25 protein-coding genes are annotated in these 20,663 nt (G+C 61.7%); 18 read left to right on the top strand and 7 right to left on the bottom strand.

What is annotated here, in order from left to right:
• Window positions 1–95: 95 nt before the first annotated feature.
• From ACQ4W7_RS10460 to ACQ4W7_RS10450, 3 genes are all read left to right on the top strand, one after another.
• Window positions 96–1,850 (top strand): methyl-accepting chemotaxis protein, encoded by a 1,755-nt coding sequence (locus tag ACQ4W7_RS10460; RefSeq protein WP_436530260.1) that lies wholly within the window; start codon window positions 96–98, stop codon window positions 1,848–1,850.
• Window positions 1,851–1,945: 95 nt separating this feature from the next.
• Window positions 1,946–2,626, top strand: coding sequence for a tRNA-uridine aminocarboxypropyltransferase (locus ACQ4W7_RS10455; RefSeq protein ID WP_436530258.1), 681 nt, complete (start codon window positions 1,946–1,948; stop codon window positions 2,624–2,626).
• Window positions 2,627–2,706: 80 nt separating this feature from the next.
• On the top strand, window positions 2,707–3,897 hold the full coding sequence (locus ACQ4W7_RS10450) for a PA0069 family radical SAM protein (protein ID WP_436530256.1): 1,191 nt from the start codon (window positions 2,707–2,709) through the stop codon (window positions 3,895–3,897).
• 143 nt (window positions 3,898–4,040) lie between these two features.
• Here ACQ4W7_RS10450 and ACQ4W7_RS10445 read toward each other — a convergent pair whose 3' ends face one another.
• Window positions 4,041–4,643 (bottom strand): gamma-glutamylcyclotransferase, encoded by a 603-nt coding sequence (locus tag ACQ4W7_RS10445; protein ID WP_426070872.1) that lies wholly within the window; start codon window positions 4,641–4,643, stop codon window positions 4,041–4,043.
• Window positions 4,644–4,704: 61 nt separating this feature from the next.
• Window positions 4,705–5,670, bottom strand: coding sequence for a LysR family transcriptional regulator (locus ACQ4W7_RS10440; protein WP_426070645.1), 966 nt, complete (start codon window positions 5,668–5,670; stop codon window positions 4,705–4,707).
• Window positions 5,671–5,808: 138 nt separating this feature from the next.
• Between ACQ4W7_RS10440 and ACQ4W7_RS10435 the strand changes: the two genes are divergently transcribed.
• The 15 genes from ACQ4W7_RS10435 (at window position 5,809) to ACQ4W7_RS10365 (ending at window position 17,554) form a co-directional block, all read left to right on the top strand.
• Complete coding sequence (locus ACQ4W7_RS10435) at window positions 5,809–6,342, top strand: VOC family protein (protein WP_426070644.1); 534 nt, start codon at window positions 5,809–5,811, stop codon at window positions 6,340–6,342.
• A 62-nt stretch (window positions 6,343–6,404) separates the two neighbouring features.
• Window positions 6,405–7,433: a fumarylacetoacetate hydrolase family protein gene (locus ACQ4W7_RS10430; RefSeq protein ID WP_436530253.1), complete on the top strand. Its 1,029-nt coding sequence runs from the start codon at window positions 6,405–6,407 to the stop codon at window positions 7,431–7,433.
• 14 nt (window positions 7,434–7,447) lie between these two features.
• The gene (gene maiA / locus ACQ4W7_RS10425) at window positions 7,448–8,104 is read left to right on the top strand and encodes a maleylacetoacetate isomerase (protein WP_436530251.1); all 657 of its coding nucleotides are present in this window, start codon (window positions 7,448–7,450) and stop codon (window positions 8,102–8,104) included.
• A 131-nt stretch (window positions 8,105–8,235) separates the two neighbouring features.
• Window positions 8,236–9,015: a uracil-DNA glycosylase family protein gene (locus tag ACQ4W7_RS10420; RefSeq protein WP_436530249.1), complete on the top strand. Its 780-nt coding sequence runs from the start codon at window positions 8,236–8,238 to the stop codon at window positions 9,013–9,015.
• A 38-nt stretch (window positions 9,016–9,053) separates the two neighbouring features.
• Entirely contained in the window at window positions 9,054–9,605 is a 552-nt protein-coding gene (gene ybiA / locus ACQ4W7_RS10415) for a riboflavin biosynthesis intermediates N-glycosidase (protein WP_436530247.1), read from the top strand.
• A gap of 200 nt (window positions 9,606–9,805) precedes the next feature.
• Window positions 9,806–10,282, top strand: a complete 477-nt coding sequence (gene iscR / locus ACQ4W7_RS10410) for a Fe-S cluster assembly transcriptional regulator IscR (RefSeq protein WP_426070639.1) — start codon at window positions 9,806–9,808, stop codon at window positions 10,280–10,282.
• 38 nt (window positions 10,283–10,320) lie between these two features.
• Entirely contained in the window at window positions 10,321–11,577 is a 1,257-nt protein-coding gene (locus ACQ4W7_RS10405; protein ID WP_426070638.1) for an IscS subfamily cysteine desulfurase, read from the top strand.
• 54 nt (window positions 11,578–11,631) lie between these two features.
• Window positions 11,632–12,018: a Fe-S cluster assembly scaffold IscU gene (gene iscU / locus ACQ4W7_RS10400; RefSeq protein WP_436507494.1), complete on the top strand. Its 387-nt coding sequence runs from the start codon at window positions 11,632–11,634 to the stop codon at window positions 12,016–12,018.
• 157 nt (window positions 12,019–12,175) lie between these two features.
• Window positions 12,176–12,496 (top strand): iron-sulfur cluster assembly protein IscA, encoded by a 321-nt coding sequence (iscA, locus tag ACQ4W7_RS10395; RefSeq protein ID WP_010399774.1) that lies wholly within the window; start codon window positions 12,176–12,178, stop codon window positions 12,494–12,496.
• A gap of 66 nt (window positions 12,497–12,562) precedes the next feature.
• A complete protein-coding gene (gene hscB / locus ACQ4W7_RS10390) occupies window positions 12,563–13,078 on the top strand; it encodes a Fe-S protein assembly co-chaperone HscB (protein ID WP_426070637.1) in 516 nt (171 codons plus the stop codon).
• A gap of 88 nt (window positions 13,079–13,166) precedes the next feature.
• Window positions 13,167–15,047, top strand: coding sequence for a Fe-S protein assembly chaperone HscA (hscA, locus tag ACQ4W7_RS10385; RefSeq protein ID WP_436530244.1), 1,881 nt, complete (start codon window positions 13,167–13,169; stop codon window positions 15,045–15,047).
• 195 nt (window positions 15,048–15,242) lie between these two features.
• The gene (gene fdx, locus ACQ4W7_RS10380; protein ID WP_034750070.1) at window positions 15,243–15,584 is read left to right on the top strand and encodes an ISC system 2Fe-2S type ferredoxin; all 342 of its coding nucleotides are present in this window, start codon (window positions 15,243–15,245) and stop codon (window positions 15,582–15,584) included.
• Window positions 15,585–15,597: 13 nt separating this feature from the next.
• Entirely contained in the window at window positions 15,598–15,792 is a 195-nt protein-coding gene (gene iscX, locus ACQ4W7_RS10375; RefSeq protein ID WP_426070635.1) for a Fe-S cluster assembly protein IscX, read from the top strand.
• Complete coding sequence (locus tag ACQ4W7_RS10370) at window positions 15,779–16,705, top strand: class I SAM-dependent methyltransferase (protein WP_426070634.1); 927 nt, start codon at window positions 15,779–15,781, stop codon at window positions 16,703–16,705. Before iscX ends, ACQ4W7_RS10370 begins: the two co-directional genes overlap by 14 nt.
• Window positions 16,706–16,786: 81 nt before the next feature.
• Window positions 16,787–17,554 carry an rRNA pseudouridine synthase gene (locus ACQ4W7_RS10365; protein ID WP_436530241.1) on the top strand — a complete coding sequence of 256 codons (768 nt, stop codon included), beginning with the start codon at window positions 16,787–16,789 and terminating at the stop codon, window positions 17,552–17,554.
• Here ACQ4W7_RS10365 and ACQ4W7_RS10360 read toward each other — a convergent pair.
• From ACQ4W7_RS10360 to ACQ4W7_RS10340, 5 genes are all read right to left on the bottom strand, one after another.
• Window positions 17,551–17,979 carry a group III truncated hemoglobin gene (locus ACQ4W7_RS10360; protein WP_436530239.1) on the bottom strand — a complete coding sequence of 143 codons (429 nt, stop codon included), beginning with the start codon at window positions 17,977–17,979 and terminating at the stop codon, window positions 17,551–17,553. The two genes, ACQ4W7_RS10365 and ACQ4W7_RS10360, sit on opposite strands and share 4 nt — an antisense overlap.
• Window positions 17,980–18,042: 63 nt before the next feature.
• Window positions 18,043–18,576, bottom strand: a complete 534-nt coding sequence (locus tag ACQ4W7_RS10355; RefSeq protein ID WP_426070631.1) for an RDD family protein — start codon at window positions 18,574–18,576, stop codon at window positions 18,043–18,045.
• Window positions 18,566–19,303: a DUF3106 domain-containing protein gene (locus tag ACQ4W7_RS10350; RefSeq protein ID WP_436530237.1), complete on the bottom strand. Its 738-nt coding sequence runs from the start codon at window positions 19,301–19,303 to the stop codon at window positions 18,566–18,568. Before ACQ4W7_RS10350 ends, ACQ4W7_RS10355 begins: the two co-directional genes overlap by 11 nt.
• Before the next feature lie 2 nt (window positions 19,304–19,305).
• Window positions 19,306–19,710, bottom strand: a complete 405-nt coding sequence (locus ACQ4W7_RS10345) for a DUF3619 family protein (protein WP_426070629.1) — start codon at window positions 19,708–19,710, stop codon at window positions 19,306–19,308.
• Complete coding sequence (locus ACQ4W7_RS10340; protein WP_426070628.1) at window positions 19,707–20,276, bottom strand: RNA polymerase sigma factor; 570 nt, start codon at window positions 20,274–20,276, stop codon at window positions 19,707–19,709. The genes ACQ4W7_RS10345 and ACQ4W7_RS10340 overlap by 4 nt, the downstream gene beginning before the upstream one ends.
• Window positions 20,277–20,663 lie beyond the last annotated feature (387 nt).

Genomic DNA, 20,663 nt, shown 5'->3' with positions numbered 1-20,663 from the left:
GATTGCCGCACGGCAGATGCCTGCTATATTGGTACGTAGCAGCAGGTCGGTTTCGTGGCGTCTGTGCATTGTTTTTTTCAGATAGGAATCACGCAATGAAAAACCTCAAAATCGGCGTCCGCCTCGGTGGCGCTTTTGCCGCCGTCTTGCTGCTGTTGACGAGCCTGACCGTGGTGGGCATCGTGCAGATGCAAAGCGCCAGCAAGGAAACCGATACACTGGTCAACGTCAAGGTGCGCAATGAGCGCCTTATTGCCGAGTGGACCAAGGTCATCGAGGTGAATGCGGCGCGCACGGCGGCCGCCTGGAAAGTCAGCGACCCGGAACACCAGAAACAGTTTGAAAAGGAAATGGCGGTCTCGTCCGCCCGCGCCACGGAAATCCAGAACGATATCGGCAAGAGCGAGCTGAACGCTGAAGAACAGGCGCTATACCAGGAGGTGCTGAGCACGCGCAAGGCCTACACGGAAGTGCGCAAAAATGTGTTCAAGGCCAAGAATGCGGGCGACCTGGAACTGGGCAAGCGCCTGTACGAAGGCGACATGGCAGCCAAGCGCGACATTTACCTGGCGGCGCTGAAGAAGTTGGAAGTGCTGGAAGCCAGATTGCTCGATGAAGCGGCTGTGCAAATCCGGTCGCGTTACGAAAACGGCCGTTTGCTGCTGATTTCGCTGGGCGCGGTCGCCATTTTGCTGGGCATCGCCTGCGCATACTGGATCACGCGTTCGATCACGCGTCCCATCACGCGCGCCGTCGAAGTGGCGGAAGCCGTTTCCGCTGGCGACCTGACCAGCCATATCGTGGTGGAAAGCCGCGATGAAACGGGGCAGCTGATGCATGCGCTGAAAAACATGAACGATAAACTGGTCAGTATTGTGGGCCAGGTGCGCGCCGGCACCGAATCGATCAGCACGGCATCGAGCGAAATTGCTGCCGGTAACCTGGACTTGTCGTCGCGCACGGAAGAGCAGGCCAGCTCGCTGGAAGAGACGGCGTCTTCCATGGAAGAGCTGACCTCGACCGTGAAACTCAATGCCGAGAATGCGCGCAGCGCCAACCAGCTGGCCATCGACGCCTCGCAGATCGCCAGCAAGGGCGGCGTGGTGGTGTCGGAAGTGGTCAGCACCATGGGCTCGATCAACGATTCCTCGCGTAAGATTGTCGACATCATCAGCGTCATCGACGCCATCGCCTTCCAGACGAATATCCTGGCCTTGAACGCGGCCGTGGAAGCGGCCAGGGCCGGCGAACAGGGTCGCGGTTTTGCCGTGGTGGCCTCCGAGGTGCGCAACCTGGCGCAGCGCTCCAGCGCGGCGGCCAAGGAAATCAAAGGCTTGATCGACGATTCCGTGCAAAAGGTCGAGGCCGGTTCGCAACTGGTGGACAAGGCGGGTCGCACCATGGACGAGATCGTGCAAAGCATCAGCCACGTGACGCAGATCATGAACCAGATCACCGATGCCAGCGATGAGCAGCGCGCCGGCATCGAGCAAGTCAACCAGGCCATCGGCCAGATGGACCAGGTGACGCAGCAAAACGCGGCCTTGGTGGAAGAGGCGGCTGCGGCAGCCGAATCCATGCAGGAACAGGCAGCCAAGCTGGCCGACGTGGTGGGGGTATTCAAGCTTGACGCCACGCAGCAATATGTCCCGGCAAGCGTGTCCGCCCGACCCGCCGCAGGTCAGCCTGCCGCAAGGCGCACCGTGACCGCTGCTGCGCGCACCTCCGCCCCCACTGTCGTCGCCCGCTCCGCCAGCGGCCCCGTCAAGGCAGCGAAACCGAACACGGTGCATACCAGCAAGCCGCGGACAGCGGTCGCTTCCGGCGCCGACGAGTGGGAAGAGTTTTAAGCGTTGTTTTAAGCTGCCCCTCACTCGGCCATTCCCGCTGGCATGGCGCGGGCGCTACAATCGCGGCTTGAAGAATCCCGCGCCCGCGCTCCGCCATGACCACCAGCCGCACCTCCAGCACCTCCAGCCAGACCTCTGCATTGCCCTCCCACGCCGAAGCGCCCAAACGCGAGCGCTGCCCGGTCTGCCTGCGCGCCGCCACCAGTTGCATCTGCCGCTGGATCGCTCCCGTTTCCCACGCGGTGGAGGTATTGCTCCTGCAACATCCGCTGGAAGTCCACAACGCCAAGGGCAGTGCCCGCTTATTACACCTGAGCCTGCCCAACAGCCAACTGCTGACAGGCGAGCATTTTGCACCCGACATCCTTGCCGAGTTGCTGGCCGACAAGCACAACGTGCTGCTGTACCCGGATACGCCTGGCGACCGTTCGCTGGGCATCGCGCCGCCGCCTGCGCTCGACCCTGCCATCTTGCTCGATCCTGCCCGCTTGCGCCTGGTGGTGCTGGACGCCACCTGGCGCAAGAGCCGCAAGATGCTATATCTGAATCCCCCGTTGCAACAACTGCCGCGCCTGCCCCTGCGCGATGCGCCCGCTTCCCATTACCTGATCCGCAAAGCGCATGCGCCGGACCAGTTATCGACTTTGGAAGCGACGTGTTATGCCTTGATGCAGTTGGAGCAGGACGCGCCCCGTTTCGTTCCCTTGATCGCGGCATTTGACGGCTTTGTCGCGCAGCAGTTGAGTTATGTCATGCCGCATGCTGAAAAAGCGTGAAACGGCATCACGCGAACCCTTGATCTTGCCCGCATAGCGGCATAGTATACTGTACGTATATACAGTCAATGGGGCCGTTCATGAAAGCAATCATTCCAGAGCACGATGACAGCTTCGCCGGGCAAGCCATGTTGCCGCCGCAATCGCTGAAAGCCCACAAGGGGCGCGGTGCCGTGTCGAACTTGCAAGGGCGCTACGAGGCGCATGCGCGCGCCGGATTTGATGATGGTTGGAGCACGGGCGGCCTGGAGGACGCCGCCGGAGAGGAGGCTGCTCCGGGCTGGAAGACGCAGGTCAGCGACGAGCAGGCACGCAGCATCCTTACGCGCAATGCCTCGCCCGATTTGCCCTTCAATGTGTCCCTGAACCCGTACCGGGGCTGCGAACATGGCTGCATCTATTGCTTTGCCCGTCCCACGCACAGCTATCTGGGCCTGTCCCCGGGCCTGGACTTCGAAAGCCGCATCTACGCCAAGGTGAACGCGCCCGAACTGTTGCGGCAGGAATTGGCCAAGCCGTCGTATGTGCCCGAACCGATCGCCCTTGGCGTCAATACCGATGCGTATCAGCCGTGCGAACGCGAACGGCAACTGACGCGGCGCGTGCTGGAAGTGTTGCGCGAGTGCGAGCATCCCGTGGCGCTGATCACGAAATCGTCGCTGATCGAGCGCGATATCGACATTTTGGCACTCATGGCGGCCAAGCGCCTGGCGGCCGTGGCCGTCACTGTCACCACCCTCGATCCCGCCATCGCGCGCACGCTGGAGCCGCGCGCGGCCGCCCCGGCGCGGCGGCTGCGCACCATCCGCACCCTGACGGAGGCGGGCATTCCCGTGGGCGTGAGCATCGCGCCCATCATTCCATTTGTCACGGAACCGGAAATCGAGCAGCTGCTCGAAGCCGTGCGCGACGCGGGCGCCATCCACGCCCATTACGTCGTGCTGCGCCTGCCGTGGGAGGTGAGTCCATTGTTCCAGCAATGGCTGGAAGCGCACTTCCCGGAACGGGCTCAGCGCGTGATGAACCGGGTGCGCGAAATGCGCGGTGGCAAGGATTACGATAGCGCGTTCGGCACGCGCATGCGCGGCGAAGGCGTGTGGGCTGACCTCATCCGCCAGCGTTTCGAGAAAGCCGTGCACCGGCTGGGGCTGCACGGCAAGGGCGGCCGCTTCAAGCAGCTCGATTGCACGCAGTTCCGCCGGCCGCTGGTGGTGCCGCCGTTGGGGGGCAGGGAGCAAGGGGGCAATGCGGGGCAGCTGGATTTGTTTTAAGTTAAACCATCGTCTGCAGCTGATGCTGCAGAGTGGCGCTTACGCGCTGGAATGCGGGCGACGGTTGCCTGGGGCTGGGGGAGTGCAGCCGGTCGTGGGGAAGGGCGCGCCGTCGTCCGGGAACCCCGAGGCAGGGTCTTGTCTCAGGTTCCCGAGGGCGTTGCGGCGTCGTCCTGGGTAGGTGTCTGGAGCTGTGCCAGATGTTGCTCGATGGCAAAGACGTGTGGGTCGCTCTTGCCCAGTTCGCGCAGGGCGCTGGCCAGGTGCAGCAGGTATTCGCTGTTCGGGCCGCTGGGGCCGTTTGATCGGGCAATCTGGCGCGCGATGTCCAACTCCGGTGCGGCGCCCAGGAAGGCGGCGTTTTCCTCGTTGGCGATGTACACCAGGCCTTCGACCTTGCCGCCATCGTCGAAGGTGATCTCGGTGGCCAGGCGCAAATAGCCATTTTTTTCGCGGTGGTCGAGGTGGGCGAAGACTTCGGGGGTGATCAAATAGGCCATGCCGTCGCACACGGCGCCCGCCTGTGGCACGATGGTGGCGACCCTGCCCGGCGCCATCGGCGTGCCCCGATGATCGTGCGAGCCTTGCCAGAAGCGTCGCGTCCAGCCGGCGATGCTGGCGGGGCGCCGCTCGATGTAGGGAAAGTCGGCCTTGTAGATCAGCGAGCCATAGCCGAACAGCCAGACTTGTGCATGGCCGTCGAATTTGTTCATGCGCTGGTTGAGGGCGATGGTGGCGGCGTCGATGCAAGACAGGTGGTTCTGGACAGGCTGGGTCATGGCGTAAGAGGCTAGGGACGATGCGCCATTATAAAGCGGCGCCCGCCGCGCCGCCGGTCGGGAGGGCATCGCGTGCGCCGTTGTTTCCGCCGACGTTCCACTTGTGCGTCTCGACGAACTGGAACAGGAAGGCCATGAAGCTTTCGGCCGCCGGCGACAGCGAACGGCCCGTCTTCGTGTAGACGAAAAAGCGCCGCCTCAGTTCTGGTTCGTGCAGGGCGCGCATCTGCAACTGGTACAGCTTGACCATCGGTTCGGCGTACGGCAGGCAGACCGTGATGCCCAGATTGGCGCTGACCATGGCCAGTGCCGTCGTCATGAAGGTCACTTCATTGTAGGGATTGAGCGACAGCTCGCGAAACGCGCCGTGCATGTCGCGCAGCAGGCGTTCTGTAAATTGCCCCTGCAGCGAAATGAACGGGTAGTCTCCCACGTCGGCCCAGGTGACTCTTTCCTTGTACTGCAGCGGGTGCTGCTCGGGGAAGACCAGCACGAAGGGCATCTCGAACAGCACTTGCGCGGCGATTTCCGCCGTCGGGTCGCGCTCGGGGCCGATGCCGAAATCGACTTCGCCGCTGAAGACGCGCGCCGAGACGTTCTCTACGGGGCAGTCGACCAGGCGCAGCTGCACGTCCGGGTGCGCCTGGCGGTAGGCGGCGATCACTTCCGGCAGCAGGGTGCAAGCCATCATCTGCGGCGCGGCGATGCGCACCATGCCTGTTTTCAGGGCCTTGCGCTGGGCGATGCCGGCCATGGCGCCATCGAGGTCCTCGATCATTTTTTCAAACAGCGGATACAGTTCGCGGCCGATTTCCGACAGCTGCGTCTTGCGCGTGCTGCGCTCGACCACGCGCACGCCCAGCACGCTTTCCAGCTCCTTGATCAAGCCGCTCAAGGCGGACTGCGTCACGTGCAGGTATTCGGCGGCCAGGGTAAAGCTGCCGGTCTTGGCCAGGGCCACGAAGGCGCGCATCTGTCGCAGGCTGGGACTCATAAGATAATCCGATAAATCAATGGTTAAAAATTGTTTGTATGATAGCTGTAACTCGATTCTAATGGTGAAAAGTTGAAAAACAAGCCAGCCATCGCGCCCCGAGCGCATCCATTGGAGACAATTCGCATGAATGACCACATGAAAATCAAGCAAATCCACCACGTCGCCTACCGCTGCATCGACGCGAAGAAAACCGTCGATTGGTACGTCAAGCATTTGAACATGAATTTCGTCCTCGCCATCGCCGAAGACCTGGTGCCGTCGACCAAGGCGCCGGACCCATACATGCATGTCTTCCTCGACGCGGGCCAGGGCAATGTGCTGGCCTTCTTTGAATTGCCGACGCAGCCGCCCATGGATCGCGACCGCAATACCCCGGCCTGGGTGCAGCACCTGGCGCTGGAAGTGGGCAGCATGGAGGAACTGCTGGCCGCCAAGGAGCGCCTGGTGGCCGCCGGCATCGAGGTGCTGGGCCCCGTCAATCACGCCATCTTCCAGTCGATTTACTTCTTCGACCCGAACGGCCATCGCCTGGAACTGGCGGCTAACGTGGGCACGCCCGAGATGATGGCCAAACTGGACGCCGTCAAATGGGAAATGCTGGAAGAATGGTCGCAGACGCGCCGCGCACCGAAGCACGCCGCCTGGATGCACGCGCCGGCCGAAGCCTGACCGCCGCAGATTGAACACTGCAGACTGACCCCATCTGACCACTACGCCACACAAGGAACACCATGAAACTCGCAACCCTGAAAAACGGCAGCCGCGACGGCGCCCTGATCCTCGTCAGCCGCGACCTGCGCCAATACCAGCGCGTGGCCGCCATCGCGCCCACCCTGCAAGCGGCACTCGACAACTGGGACGCCGTCGCGCCGAAACTGGAACAGGCGTACGCAAATCTGAATGCGGGCCAGGCGCCGGACGGGCAGCCGTTTGACGCGGCGCTGTGCCATTCGCCGCTGCCGCGCGCCTACCAGTGGGCCGACGGTTCTGCCTACATCAACCACGTGGAACTGGTGCGCAAGGCGCGCAACGCGGAAGTGCCGGCCTCGTTCTACACGGACCCGCTGATGTACCAGGGTGGCTCGGACAGTTTCATCGGCCCGCGCGACCCGATCTTCGCCCTGTCCGAAGAGTGGGGCATCGACCTGGAGGCCGAGGTGGCCGTCATCACGGGCGACGTGGCCATGGGCGCCGGCGTGGCGGATGCGGCAGCATCCATCCGCCTGGTGATGCTGGTCAACGATGTTTCGCTGCGCAACCTGATCCCGGGCGAACTGGCCAAGGGCTTCGGTTTCTTCCAGTCGAAGGCGGCCAGCGCGTTCTCGCCCGTCGCCGTCACGCCCGATGAACTGGGTACCGCCTGGGCTGACAGCAAGCTGCATTTGCCGCTGCTGGTCGACCTGAACGACAAGCCGTTTGGCAAGCCGAACGCGGGTGAAGACATGACCTTCAATTTTGCGCAACTCGTCGCCCATGCGGCGAAGACGCGCGAACTGGGCGCCGGCAGCATCGTCGGCTCGGGCACCGTGTCGAACAAGCAGGGCAACCTGTTCGGTTCCAGCATCGGGAACGGCGGCGTTGGCTACTGCTGCCTGGCGGAAGTGCGCATGTATGAAACCATCGAGCACGGCGCGCCAAAAACGGCCTACCTGCAGTTCGGCGACACGGTGCGCATCGAGATGCGCGACGCGGCGGGCGCCAGCATCTTCGGCAGCATCGAGCAGACCGTGGCCCTGTACGCTGGCGCCACACGCGCCTGAGGGGAGGGCGTCCCATGAAGCTGTACACCTATTTTCGCAGTTCGGCCGCTTACCGCGTGCGCATTGCCCTCAATGTAAAGGGCATCGATTACGACAGCATTCCCGTGCATTTGCTGCAGGATGGCGGCCAGCAACTGCTGCCCGCCTACCGCGCCGTCAACCCGGCGGCGCTGGTGCCGGCGCTTGACGACGATGGCGCCATCCTGACGCAGTCACTGGCGATGCTCGAATACCTCGACGAGACGCGCCCAGGCGTGCCGCTGCTGCCGCCGGACGCGCTGGGACGCGCCAAGGTGCGCGCGCTGGCGCTGGCGATCGCCTGCGATGCCCATCCGCTGACGAATCTGCGCGTCTTGAAGTACCTGAAAAACACCCTGGGGCTGTCGGAAGAGGCCAAGCAGGAGTGGTACCGCCACTGGATGGCCGAGGGACTGGCTGCCGTGGAAGCGCTGCTGGCGCAGGGCGACCCTTTTGGTACGGGCCTGTTCTGCCATGGCGACAGCCCGACCATGGCCGACTGCTGCCTGGTGCCGCAAGTATTCAATGCGCAGCGTTTTGCCATCGACCTGGCGCCATATCCGCGCGTGGCGCGCATCCATGCGCAGTGCGCCAGCTTGCCGGCCTTTGCCGCCGCCCATCCGTCGCAGCAGCCTGACGCCGAACAAGTTTGATCCGCGTCAAGCAGTGAGCAGCCCCGGCCAGCATGCAGGCCGGGGCTTTTTTACGCGTGATTGATTTGGGGCAGTCAATGCCAGCTTGCTGGTGCGCTACAATTTGCGTTTGTCCAAATACTTCACGCGCCATGACCGTTACCACCGTTCCTGCCGGCATCACTGATGCCCTGTCCTTGGCACATGCTTCCTGGCGTCCCATCCTGCTGCGCGGCTTGCACGCCGTGATGGCAGCCGATCCTGCCTACCTGCCGGCGCTGGCCGTTGACGATTACCTGCCCACGCAGGGCCGGCTGTTCGCCGCCTTTGCCCTGCCGCTGGCGCAGGTGCGCCATGTGCTGGTGGGCGAGGGGCCGTATCCGCGCGCCGAGAGCGCCACGGGCGTCTGCTTCATGGATGGCGCCGTCGGCAGTCTGTGGTCGGCGACGGGCCTGTCGAAACCCGTCAACCGCGCCACGTCCTTGCGCAACTTCATGAAGATGCTGCTGGTGGCCGATGGCCAGCTGCAGGGCGGCGACACGTCCGGCGCGGCCATGGCGCCCGTGGCGGCCGCCGCGCAGCAAGCCGGCAGCGGCGTGATCCAGACACTGTCCGACTTGCAGCGCAAGATGACGGAGCAGGGCTTCTTGCTGCTCAACGCGGCGCTGGTGTTTCGTTCCCACGTGCCGCCCGTGCAAGATGCGCGCGGCTGGCTGCCCTTCCTGCAAGTGGTGCTGGAAGCGCTGGCGCAGCAGGACGGCGCTGCCTTGCCACAACTGGTGTTGTGGGGCAAGATCGCCGAGCTCATCAAGCGCTTGCCGGTGGCGGCAATGCTGCCGCAGGTGACGGCGGAACATCCGTATAATCTGTCTTTTATCGGCAATCGTGACATGCAGGCCTTGTTTGGCCCGATGCAACTATTGCGTGCTTGAGCTTGAATGATCGCCTGTCTGGCGGAAGTGCGGGGAATATGCAAATCAGTAATGTGGAAGAATTGAAGGCGTGGATAGCGGCGGGCGGCGTGCCCGACTATCTGTATTTCTGGGGGCACACGCCGGCGCAGCCGCAGGTGCCCGACAAAAGCTGCTTCAGCCAGTGGTTTCCGTCGCCGTTCAGCCTCGCTGGCGTAACGTATGCCACGGCCGAGCACTACATGATGGCGCAAAAGGCGGCCCTGTTTGGCGACACGGCCGTGCAGGCGCGCATCGTGGCGGCCGGGCGGCCGTCGGAAGTGAAGAAGCTGGGGCGCGAAGTGGCGAACTTTGACGCCAAGGTATGGGAGGCGGCGCGCAGCGGCATCGTCTTCGATGGCAACTTTGCCAAGTTCTCGCAAAAGGCCGCACTGCGCAAGTTTTTGCTGGGCACGGGCGAGCGCGTCATTGTCGAAGCCAGTCCCGTCGACCGCATCTGGGGCGTGGGCCTGGCGTCGGACAATCCGCGCATCCTGGACCCCGCCAGCTGGGACGGCTTGAACCTGTTGGGTTTTGAACTGATGAAAGTGCGCAGCGCTCTCCGCGCTTGAGCCGTACTGTTGTTTTCCTGAAGCCGCCGCGCCTGGCGCGGCCGGCCATGCCCCTGCCAGCCCTGTGGTCATCGAGGGGCGCTCTGACAAACCCCGCTGAATTTGTTATACTTGACTAAATCATTCAACTACTCAGGGTTAGAGAAGTTGAAATGCCGCAATATTCTAAACCAGTTATTGAACAGTTGAGCCGAGGATGTATGCGTCTGACTACAAAAGGCCGTTTTGCCGTGACAGCGATGATCGATCTTGCCCTCCGCCAGGGCAAGGGACCGGTCACCTTGTCCGGCATCAGCCAACGCCAGTCGATTTCCCTGTCCTACCTGGAACAGCTGTTCGGCAAGCTGCGCCGGCATGAAATCGTCGAATCGATCCGCGGCCCCGGCGGCGGCTACAGCTTGGCGCGCCGTGCCGACAAGGTGACGGTGGCCGACATCATCATCGCCGTCGACGAACCGCTGGACGCTACGCAGTGCGGCGGCAAGGAACATTGCCACGGCGCCGATGCGACCACCGGTGCGCGCTGCATGACGCATGAATTGTGGTCCACACTCAACGAAAAAATGGTCGATTATCTGGATTCTGTGTCCTTGCAGGACCTGGTCGACCAGCAGAGACAAAAGAATGCCGAGCAAAGCGTGATGGTGATGCACCGTAATCACGCCGCGCTCGGTTGAAACTAAAAATACCAAGTTGCTGATTGCAGGAGTTATTGATGAATGCCCCAGAAAAAAACGTAGGCCAAGTGCACTTTGAAACCGCACCGCATTTTCCGATCTACATGGATTACTCGGCCACCACGCCGATCGATCCACGCGTCGCCGACAAGATGATTCCCTACCTGCGCGAGCAGTTCGGCAATCCGGCATCGCGCAGCCACATGTATGGCTGGACGGCGGAAAAAGCCGTGGAAGAGGCACGCGGCTACGTGGCGGCCCTGGTGAACGCCGATCCGCGCGAAATCATCTGGACTTCCGGCGCAACGGAAAGCAACAACTTGGCCATCAAGGGCGCGGCACAGTTCTACAAGACCAAGGGCAAGCACATCATCACCGTCAAGACCGAGCACAAATCGGTACTCGACACGGTGCGCGAACTGGAACGCATCGGCTTCGAGGCGACGTATCTGGAACCGCAGGACAACGGCCTGATCACCGTCGAGCAGCTGGCCGCGGCCGTGCGCCCGGACACCATCCTCGTGTCGGTGATGTTGGTGAACAACGAAATCGGCGTGATCCAGCCGATCGACGAGATCGGCGTGTTCTGCCGCTCGAAAGGCATCATCTTCCATTGCGACGCCGCGCAAGCGACGGGCAAGGTCGTCATCGACCTGCAAAAGACCAAGGTCGACCTGATGACCTTCACGGCGCACAAAACCTACGGCCCAAAAGGCGTGGGCGCCCTGTACGTCTGCCGCAAGCCGCGCGTGCGCCTGGAAGCGCAGATGCACGGTGGCGGCCACGAGCGCGGCTTGCGCTCGGGCACCCTGCCTACGCACCAGATCGTCGGCATGGGCGAAGCGTTCCGCATCGCCAAGGAAGAAATGGATAGTGAAATCGGCCGCATCAAGGCCTTGCGCGACCGTCTGGCCAAGGGCTTGCAGGAAATCGAAGAAGTTTACATCAACGGCGACATGGAACACCGCGTGCCGCACAACCTGAACGTCAGCTTCAACTACGTCGAAGGCGAGTCGCTGATCATGGCAATCAAGGATATCGCCGTGTCGTCCGGTTCGGCCTGCACCTCGGCCAGCCTGGAGCCATCGTACGTGCTGCGCGCGCTGGGCCGCAGCGATGAACTGGCGCACAGTTCGATCCGCTTCACCATCGGCCGTTTCTCGACCGAAGAAGATATCGACTTTGCCGTGAACCTGCTGAAATCGAAAGTACACAAGCTGCGTGAGCTGTCGCCGCTGTGGGATATGTTTAAAGATGGCATCGACATCAATTCGATCCAATGGGCAGCCCACTAACCAACACCGTGGCCCCGTGAATGGGGCCGGCAAGAATATTTAAGGAGCATCAAAATGGCTTACTCGGACAAAGTACTCGATCACTACGAAAACCCGCGCAACGTGGGCGCTTTCGACAAGGGTGATGACACCATCGGCACCGGCATGGTAGGCGCGCCCGCCTGCGGCGACGTGATGAAACTGCAGATCAAGGTCGGCGCCGATGGCCTGATCGAAGATGCGAAATTCAAGACCTACGGCTGCGGTTCGGCCATCGCGTCGAGCTCGCTGGTGACCGAATGGGTCAAGGGTAAGACCCTGGACCAGGCGCTGGCCATCAAGAATACGCAGATCGCCGAAGAACTGGCCCTGCCGCCAGTGAAAATCCATTGCTCCATTCTGGCGGAAGACGCCATCAAGGCGGCAGTATTGGACTACCAGACCCGTCATCCGGCAGCGTAGAGCACCTGAGAAAACGCCCATGGCTGCGTTGCATTGCCTTGTCGTACTAGTCGTACTGCCTGCGGCAATGCGCCTTGCCCTGAACGTTTTTCAGGCACTCTAGAATTTGTTGGATTTTGATACCTGTTCCCTTGAGGGAACAGGAGCGGAGAAATACATGATCACACTGACCGAAAAAGCGGCGAAACATATCAACCGCTATATCGAACGGCGCGGCAAGGGCATGGGCCTGCGCTTTGGCGTGCGCACCACGGGCTGCTCGGGCCTGGCCTACAAGCTTGAATATGTCGATGAAGTGGCGGCCGAAGACAGCGTCTTCGAATCGCACGGCGTGAAAGTCTTCGTCGACCCGAAAAGCCTGCCTTACATCGACGGCACGGAACTCGATTTCGCGCGCGAAGGCTTGAACGAAGGCTTCAAGTTCCATAATCCGAACGAAAAAGACGCCTGCGGCTGCGGCGAGTCCTTCAGGATTTAAACAGCTGGCAAGACCCCGGTCGGTGCGCTGTACCCATCGATTGCGGTACAGCGACCACCGACCATTATGCAAAATCACTTCGAATTATTCCAGTTGCCGGCGCAGTTCGGGCTCGACATGAGCGCGCTCGACGCGGCCTACCGCGACGTGCAGGGCAAGGTCCATCCGGACCGTTTCATCAACGCCAGCAGCGCTGAAAAGCGCGTGGCGATGCAATGGGCCACGCGCGCCAATGAAGCCTATCAAACCCTGAAAAGCCCGCAAAAGCGCGCGCAGTATCTATGCGAACTCCATGGCGTCGATTTGCAGACGGAATCGAACACGGCCATGCCGGTCAGCTTCCTGATGCAGCAGATGGAATGGCGCGAAGAACTGGGTGACGCGCGGGCCGGCAAGGACGCCGACGCGCTCGACGCCCTGGACCGCCGGCTGCGCGGCGAACGCAAGGCGCTGCTGGCCCAGGTGGCAGCTCAGCTGGACGCCGCCGACTATGTGAATGCCGCGCAAAGCGTGCGCGCCCTGATGTTCCTCGATAAATTCGGCGAGGAAGTCCGTTTTGCATACGAGGCCATGGAAGCCTGACTGACCAAGCGCCAGTCCGGCGCGCGTCTTATAATGCGCGACAGGCATCAGCTGCATCACGCAAAAAATTAATCGAGGCACGAATACAATGGCACTTCTGCAAATTTCCGAACCAGGCATGTCGACCGCGCCGCACCAGCACCGCCTGGCCGTCGGCATCGATCTTGGCACCACCAATTCCCTGGTCGCCACTGTCCGCAACAGCATTCCCGAGGTGCTCAACGACGAAGACGGGCGTTCCTTGCTGCCTTCCGTCGTGCGCTACCTGCCGAACGGCCATGCGAACATCGGCTACAAGGCCCTGTCCGCGCAAACCACCGACCCGAAGAACACCATCGTGTCTGTGAAGCGCTTCATGGGCCGCGGCCTGGCAGACATCGCCTATGCGGAAAACCTGCCCTACGACTTCCAGGATACGCCTGGCATGGTGCAGCTGAAAACCGTGGCCGGCGTGAAAAGCCCCGTCGAAGTGTCGGCGCAAATCCTCGCCACCCTGCGCCAGCGCGCGGAAGACTCGCTGGGCGACGACCTGGTGGGCGCCGTGATCACCGTGCCCGCCTACTTTGACGATGCGCAGCGCCAGGCGACCAAGGATGCGGCGCAGCTGGCCGGTATCAATGTGCTGCGCCTGCTGAGCGAGCCGACGGCCGCCGCCATTGCGTACGGCCTCGACAACGCCTCCGAAGGCGTGTACGCCGTGTATGACCTCGGTGGCGGCACCTTCGACATCTCGATCCTGAAACTGAGCAAGGGCGTCTTTGAAGTGTTGTCCACGGGCGGCGACTCGGCCCTGGGCGGCGACGATTTCGACCGCCGCCTGTTCTGCTGGATCGGCGAGCACGCCAAATTGGCGCCCCTGTCGGACGAAGACACGGCCATCCTGCTGGTGAAAGCGCGCGAGATCAAGGAAACGCTGTCGACCAAGTCGGAAACGATGATCGACGCCGCCCTGAATTCGGGCGAAGAAATCCACCTGCACATCACGGCAACTGAATTTGCCGCCATGACGCAGCACTTGGTGGGCAAGACCATGAACGCCATCAAGAAGGCCTTGCGCGACGCGAACGTGGATGCGGACGATGTCGACGGCGTGGTGATGGTGGGCGGCGCCACGCGCATGCCGCACGTGCAGCGCGCTGTCAGCGAATTTTTCCACACGACGCCGCACGCGAATATCGACCCGGACAAAGTGGTGGCGCTGGGCGCGGCCATCCAGGCGAACTTGTTGGCCGGCAACCGCGCCGCCGGCGACGACTGGCTGCTGCTGGACGTGATCCCGCTGTCGCTGGGCATCGAGACCATGGGCGGCCTGGTGGAAAAGATCATCCCCCGCAATTCGACGATTCCGTGTGCGCGCGCGCAGGAATTCACGACCTTCAAGGATGGCCAGACGGCGCTGGCCGTGCACGTGCTGCAGGGCGAGCGCGAACTGGTGAGCGACTGCCGCTCGCTGGCGCGCTTCGAGCTGCGCGGCATTCCGCCGATGGTGGCGGGCGCCGCGCGCATCCGCATCACGTATCAAGTCGATGCGGATGGCTTGCTGTCGGTCTCGGCACGCGAACTGCGCTCGGGCGTGGAAGCGTCGATCAGCGTCAAGCCGGCCTACGGCCTGGGCGACGACGACATCGCCCGCATGCTGCAGGAATCCTACACCTCGGCCGACGTCGACATGGTGGCGCGCGCGCTGCGCGAAGAGCAGGTGGAAGCGGAACGCATCGTGCTGGCCACGCAGTCGGCCCTCGATGAAGACGGCGGCTTGCTCGACTCGCTTGAGCGCGCCACCGTGGATGGCTTGATGAGCAAGGTGCGCAACGCCATTGCGCAATCGCAAAGCGGCGCCATCGACCACCAGGCATTGAAACTGGCGATCGAGGCGCTGGCCGACGGCACCGAGGATTTCGCCTCGCGCCGCATGGACCGCAGCGTACGCACTGCTCTGAAGGGCAAGTCCCTGGATCAAGTCGTGTGAGGACACCTGACTAAACCTACTGCGCGTCGCGCTTTGTGGCCGGCGATGCTCACCGTACTAGAGTACGGTTGCGCTTCTCGGTCACAAATCACTGCCGCTCGCTACGGTTTTGTCAGGTGCTGTAATAGTGTTGATATGCGCGCCGTGTGCCATTGCTGCGGCAGCGCCCCAAATCATTGAAATTGTAGAGGTAATATGCCCCAAATCGTCATTCTGCCGCACGCCAAGCTTTGCCCGGACGGCGCCGTCATCGAAGCCCCGGCCGGCAAGTCCATCTGCGACATCCTGCTGGAAAACGACATCGACATCGAGCACGCCTGCGAAAAATCGTGCGCCTGCACCACCTGCCACGTGCTGGTGCGCGAAGGCATCGAATCCTTGAACGAAGCGACGGAACTGGAAGAAGACATGCTGGACAAGGCCTGGGGCCTGGAAGCCGTGTCGCGCCTGTCGTGCCAATCCATCGTGGCCGAGGCCGACCTCGTTGTCGAAATCCCGAAATACACGATCAATCAGGTCAGCGAAGGCAGCCACTAATATGGCAACCAACATGAAATGGTCCGACATTCACCTGATCGCCGAGGCGCTGTACGACGCGCATCCGAACATCGATCCCCTGACCGTGCGCTTCACCGACCTGCATAACTGGGTGGTGGAACTGGACGGCTTTGACGATGACCACACGCGTGGCGGCGAAAAAGTGCTCGAAGCGATACAGATGGCGTGGATCGATGAAGCGCGCTAAGGGCGCGGCGCCCGCCGCCGTGGCTTCCGTGCCGAAAGACATCATCACGGCCGCCAGCAACATGCCTGAGATCAAGGATGGCCAGTCGGTTGCCTTGCTGCAGGAATTGCACATCCTGACGCGCGACGGCAAGATGAACCAGGACAGCCGCCGCAAGCTCAAACAGGTGTATCACCTGACGCAGTTCATCGAGCCGCTGCTGCGCGAATTGAGAGGCGATCATCCCGAGGTTGCCAAACCCTTGTCGCTGGTCGACCATGGCGCCGGCAAGTCCTACCTGGGCTTCATCTTGTACGACCTGTTCTTCAAGAATGGCAATGACGGCTCGCATATCTACGGCATCGAGACGCGCGAAGAGCTGGTGCAGCGCTCGCAGGAACTGGCGAAGAAATTCAAGTTCCCCGGCATGTCGTTTTTGCCGCTGTCCGTGGCCGAATCGACGGAGTCGAGCTTGCTGCCGCAGCAGATCGACATCGTCACCGCCTTGCATGCATGCAACACGGCCACCGATGACGCGATCCATTTCGCCCTGAAGAAAAAGGCGAAGTTCATGGTGCTGGTGCCATGTTGCCAGGCCGAAGTCGCTTCTGTCTTGAAGAAGAACAAGGGCAAGAGCTTGGGCAAGAATGTCTTGACGGAACTGTGGCGCCACCCGCTGCACACGCGCGAGTTCGGCAGCCAGATCACCAACGTGCTGCGCTGTTTGCAACTGGAAGCGCATGGCTACCAGGTCAGCGTGACGGAGCTGGTGGGCTGGGAGCATTCGATGAAGAATGAACTGATCATCGCCAGTTACAAAAACTTGCCGCGCCAGCGTCCGACGGAACGCCTGCAGGAAGTGCTGCAGACGCTGGGCCTGGAAGAGATGGGCCACCGTTTCTTTGCCGAAGAGTTGGCCAAGGCCACCGCGTAAGCATACGCTGTCGCACACGAGGGGAGGAGCGGGTCGGTTACAATACCGGCTTTCTCCTCCTCTTGCTTTTTGCGCCTCTCCATGACCACACCTATTGAAATGCCCACCGTCCGCCTGGCCAAGCGCCTGTCTGAAGACGTGCCCTGTTCGCGCCGCGAGGCCGAACTGTATATCGAGGGCGGCTGGGTCACGGTCGACGGCGTGTTGGTGGAAGAGTCGGGCGCGCGCGTGGCCGACAATCAAGCGGTGGTGCTGCTGCCGAACGCTACACTGGAAGAAATGCCGCCCGTGACGATCTTGCTGCACAAGCCGGCCGGGATCAATGGTGGCTTGGGCGGCGTGGGCGCGGAAGGCAAGCCGGCCCTGACTTGTTTGCGTCCTGAAGAGCTGTTCACCCCGGAAAATGTACTGCCCAGCGCCGTCACGCGCTTCCTCAGGCGCCATTTGATCGGCCTGACCATTACCAATCCGCTGGAGACCATGGTGTCCGGCCTGCTGGTGTTCACGCAGGATTTCCGCGTCGCCCGCAAGCTGGTCGACGAAGCAAAAACGGTGGAGCAGGAATTCATCGTGGAAGTATCGGGCGACATCATGGAAAACGGCCTGGCGTTGCTGAATCATGGCTTGCCTTTCAATGGCAAGCCATTGCCGCCGATCAAGGTCAGCTGGCAGAACGAGACGCGCTTGCGCTTCGCCCTGAAGAACGTACAGCCCGGCCAGATCGCCCATATGTGCAAGATGGTGGGGCTGGAAGTGGTCGCCATGAAGCGCTTGCGCATCGGCCGCATCCCGATGGGCGCCATGCCCGTGGGGCAATGGCGTTACTTGCAAGGCTACGAACGCTTCTAAAGCTGCGGCGCCACGATGGCATGGCTTTCCGCAAAGCTTTTCCATAGCCGTTCGGCAATATTCAAGGCGATGGTATCGGCCTTCTCCTGCAGGGCCGGGTTGCCCATGCTCTCGGTCGTGGCAAAGAACAGGGTCAGCCAGCGGCGGAACATGCAGGGCGTGAGGTGTTCCATTTGTGCGTGCTGGGCCAGCGGCTTGCCGTGATAGCGCATGGTGCCGCGCAGCAAGCCTGACCAGAAATCGACCAGTGTTGCCAGATGGGCATCCCAATCCTTGACCTCGGCGGCAAAGATGGGGCCCAGCATGGCGTCGTCGCGCGCGGCCGCATAAAAGGTGTGGACGAGATGCTTGACGTCGTCTTCGCTGCAGACTTCCTCGCGGTAGGGAGCGAAGCGTGTGTGGGGGAGGGGGGCGGTATTATTCATGGCATGCCATGATCGCAGAGCCCCCGTGGCGCTTCAATGACCCAGGTCAAGCCGCGCAAAAACTCAGGCGGCGACTTTCTTCGACTTCTTGGCCGGTGCGGGCAATTGCACGATCTGTGTGCCCACCAGCTTGTCGTGCAGGAATTGCCCATTGCCCGTGAACAGGGCTGTGGCAGACCAGGCCAGGATGCCGATGCCGATGGCGCCCAGGGCTGTCCAGTGCTGCAAATCGAATACATATGACACCAGCAGTGCCGGCAGCAGCCACATCCACGACAGGAGGTAGCGGCAGGCGGCCACGCGCAGCGGCACGTGGGCGTGGCCCGCCAGCACCAGTTGCAAACGCCAGGTCTTCATGGCCAGGGTTTGCCCTTCGCGGCTCCACTGATGGATGAAATACGCCCCCATGACGAGGAAGGCCAGGCATTGGCGCATGTGTTCCGTCAACGGTGTGTGCGCGCCCTGCACGGCCAGTTCAAACAGCAGGAAGGGCAGGAATAGCACGGCCAGGGCCAGCAGCGACTCGTACACCATGGAAATCAGGCGGCGCTTGATCGTGGGATGGGTGATGCTGGCAGCAGGCGTGCTATTTGGCATAGTTCGGCAGTGGGGCAGGTGGCGTGACGGGGGCTGCGGCAGGATCGGCTGGCGGCACGCTTGCCGCTGCGGGAGCGGGCGGCAGGGAGGGCGCGGCGGTGGCCGGTGCTGCAGGCGCGGTGGGCGCTAGGATCACGGCTGGCTTGCTGGTGTTCGAATTGATTGCCGGCACTTTCTCCAGCGGCTTTTTTGGCACCAGTTCCGTTGCCAGCTTTTTCTTTTGATCTTCCGGCAATTGCTGGTATTGCTCCCATTGCGCAGTTTTTTGACCAGGATCAATCTTCTTCGTACGCGTATAGTTTTCGCGCACCAGGCGGCGCTGTTCCGGCGTCAGCTTGATCCATACACGCATGCGTTCATGCACGCGGGTTTGTTCGTCGGGTGTCATGGAGGCAAAACGGTTGGCGATATCGAGCCATTTCTGCTTGCGCAAGGCTTCCAGCTTGTTCCATTCGCCCGCCAGCGGCTGCAGGGCTTCCTGCTGCGCGCGCGACAGCTTGTTCCAGGACGGGTTGTCGCTGGCCTTGGGCGGCGTGCCGGCTTTGCCTGCCGTACGGGGCGAGCCGGGCTTGACGGCCGGGGCAGGTGCTACCGCCGTCGCAGGCGTTGCTGCCACGGCGGCGGGAGGCGTCTGGTGCTGGCCTATCCATGCGGCGCCAGCCAGGGCACAGGCACCCAGGCCGATACCGCCAGCCAGCCAGCCTTTGCGTACGCTCAAGCGTGCCATGCTTATTGCTCGCGTTTCGTCAGGTAGGCGTTGAAGCCATGGTCCATATAGGCGGAGAGCGGCAATTCGTCCGACAGCACGGCGGCATCGATTTCTGCCAGTTCGGCAATATGTTGTTCTTGCTCAAACTGATAGATGCCCACCATGCCGCCGACCAGCAGCAACAGCGGGATGATGACGCTCATGCGGCCCAGCCACGACAGCGGCTCGACCAGCAAATGGCTGGCGACGCCGGCGAACACGTTCTGGCGCACGCTAACAGCGGCGGGCGCGTCCGCCTTTTTGCGCGACAGGGCCAGCTTGCGTGCCGCTGCCAGGCGATCGGTGGCCGATGCGGGCAGGTCGTCGAGTTTTTCGTTCAGTGCATGGCGCACTTTGTAAGCGAAATTGAGATCGTCGGTGTTCATAATTTTATTCCCTTGGCTTTCAGCGATTCGGCGAGCGTGTGGGTAGCTCTAGAGCAATGTGTTTTCACGCTACCTTCGGAGCAACCCATCGCTTCCGCTGTTTCAGCCACATCCATGTCCTGCCAGTAACGCATGAGGAAGGCTTCGCGTTGACGTGACGGCAGTTTTTGTACCTCTGCATCAATCAAATCAAGCATTTGCGCGCGTTCGACCTGATCGGCCGACGATTCGGCGGCACTCGATCCCTGTTCCGATTCATACGTGTCAAGTAGTTCAAAATCCTCATGCTCGTCGCCCGAGGGCTTCATGCCGGAAAACAGGCTGACCCAGGTGTTGCGCACTTTTTCACGGCGGAAATAATCAAGTATGGTGTTCTGCAAGATGCGCTGGAACAACATCGGCAGTTCGGCGGCCGGCTTGTCGCCGTATTTCTCGGCCAGCTTGATCATGGCATCTTGCACGATGTCGAGTGCCGATTCTTCCTTGCGGACCGCGTAGGCGGCTTGCTTGAAAGCGCGCCGCTCGACATTTTCTAGAAAGTCGGATAATTCTTTGTCTGTTGCCATGCGGTATGGGGGATCTTAGCGGCTGCGGGTGCGGTGGGCGAATTGGGGCGGGTATGCTTTTTGCATCCCTGTGCATGCTAGCAAAAAATGTGCGTTTCCGCAGGGTTTTTGCACGTCGTGCGAGCAAAAATGCAGCGAGGCCGACATTTTCCTTGACCATAATGGTGCAACGCGATAACGTATGGGACGCTTTGAACACCCCAAAGCCCTATGGTCAAGTCGCGACCGGCACACAAGGCCATCCGCGGCAAGACGCGCTTTCATTTGTAGGCAGTTTGTTCTAACCCGTGCCACAAGCGCGAGCGGTTCGTACAGGCGCCACAGAAACTCCGGCCAAACGAGTTGCGTTAAGCGTTGTTTTGTAAGGTATCTATGGGTGCCCAAAGA

The sequence above is a fragment of the Janthinobacterium algoris genome (genome assembly GCF_051380935.1).
In the GTDB taxonomy this organism is placed as follows: Bacteria; Pseudomonadota; Gammaproteobacteria; order Burkholderiales; family Burkholderiaceae_D; genus Janthinobacterium.
Note: the sequence above shows the minus strand (reverse complement) of the source record. Positions and strands in the feature narration are given on the sequence as shown.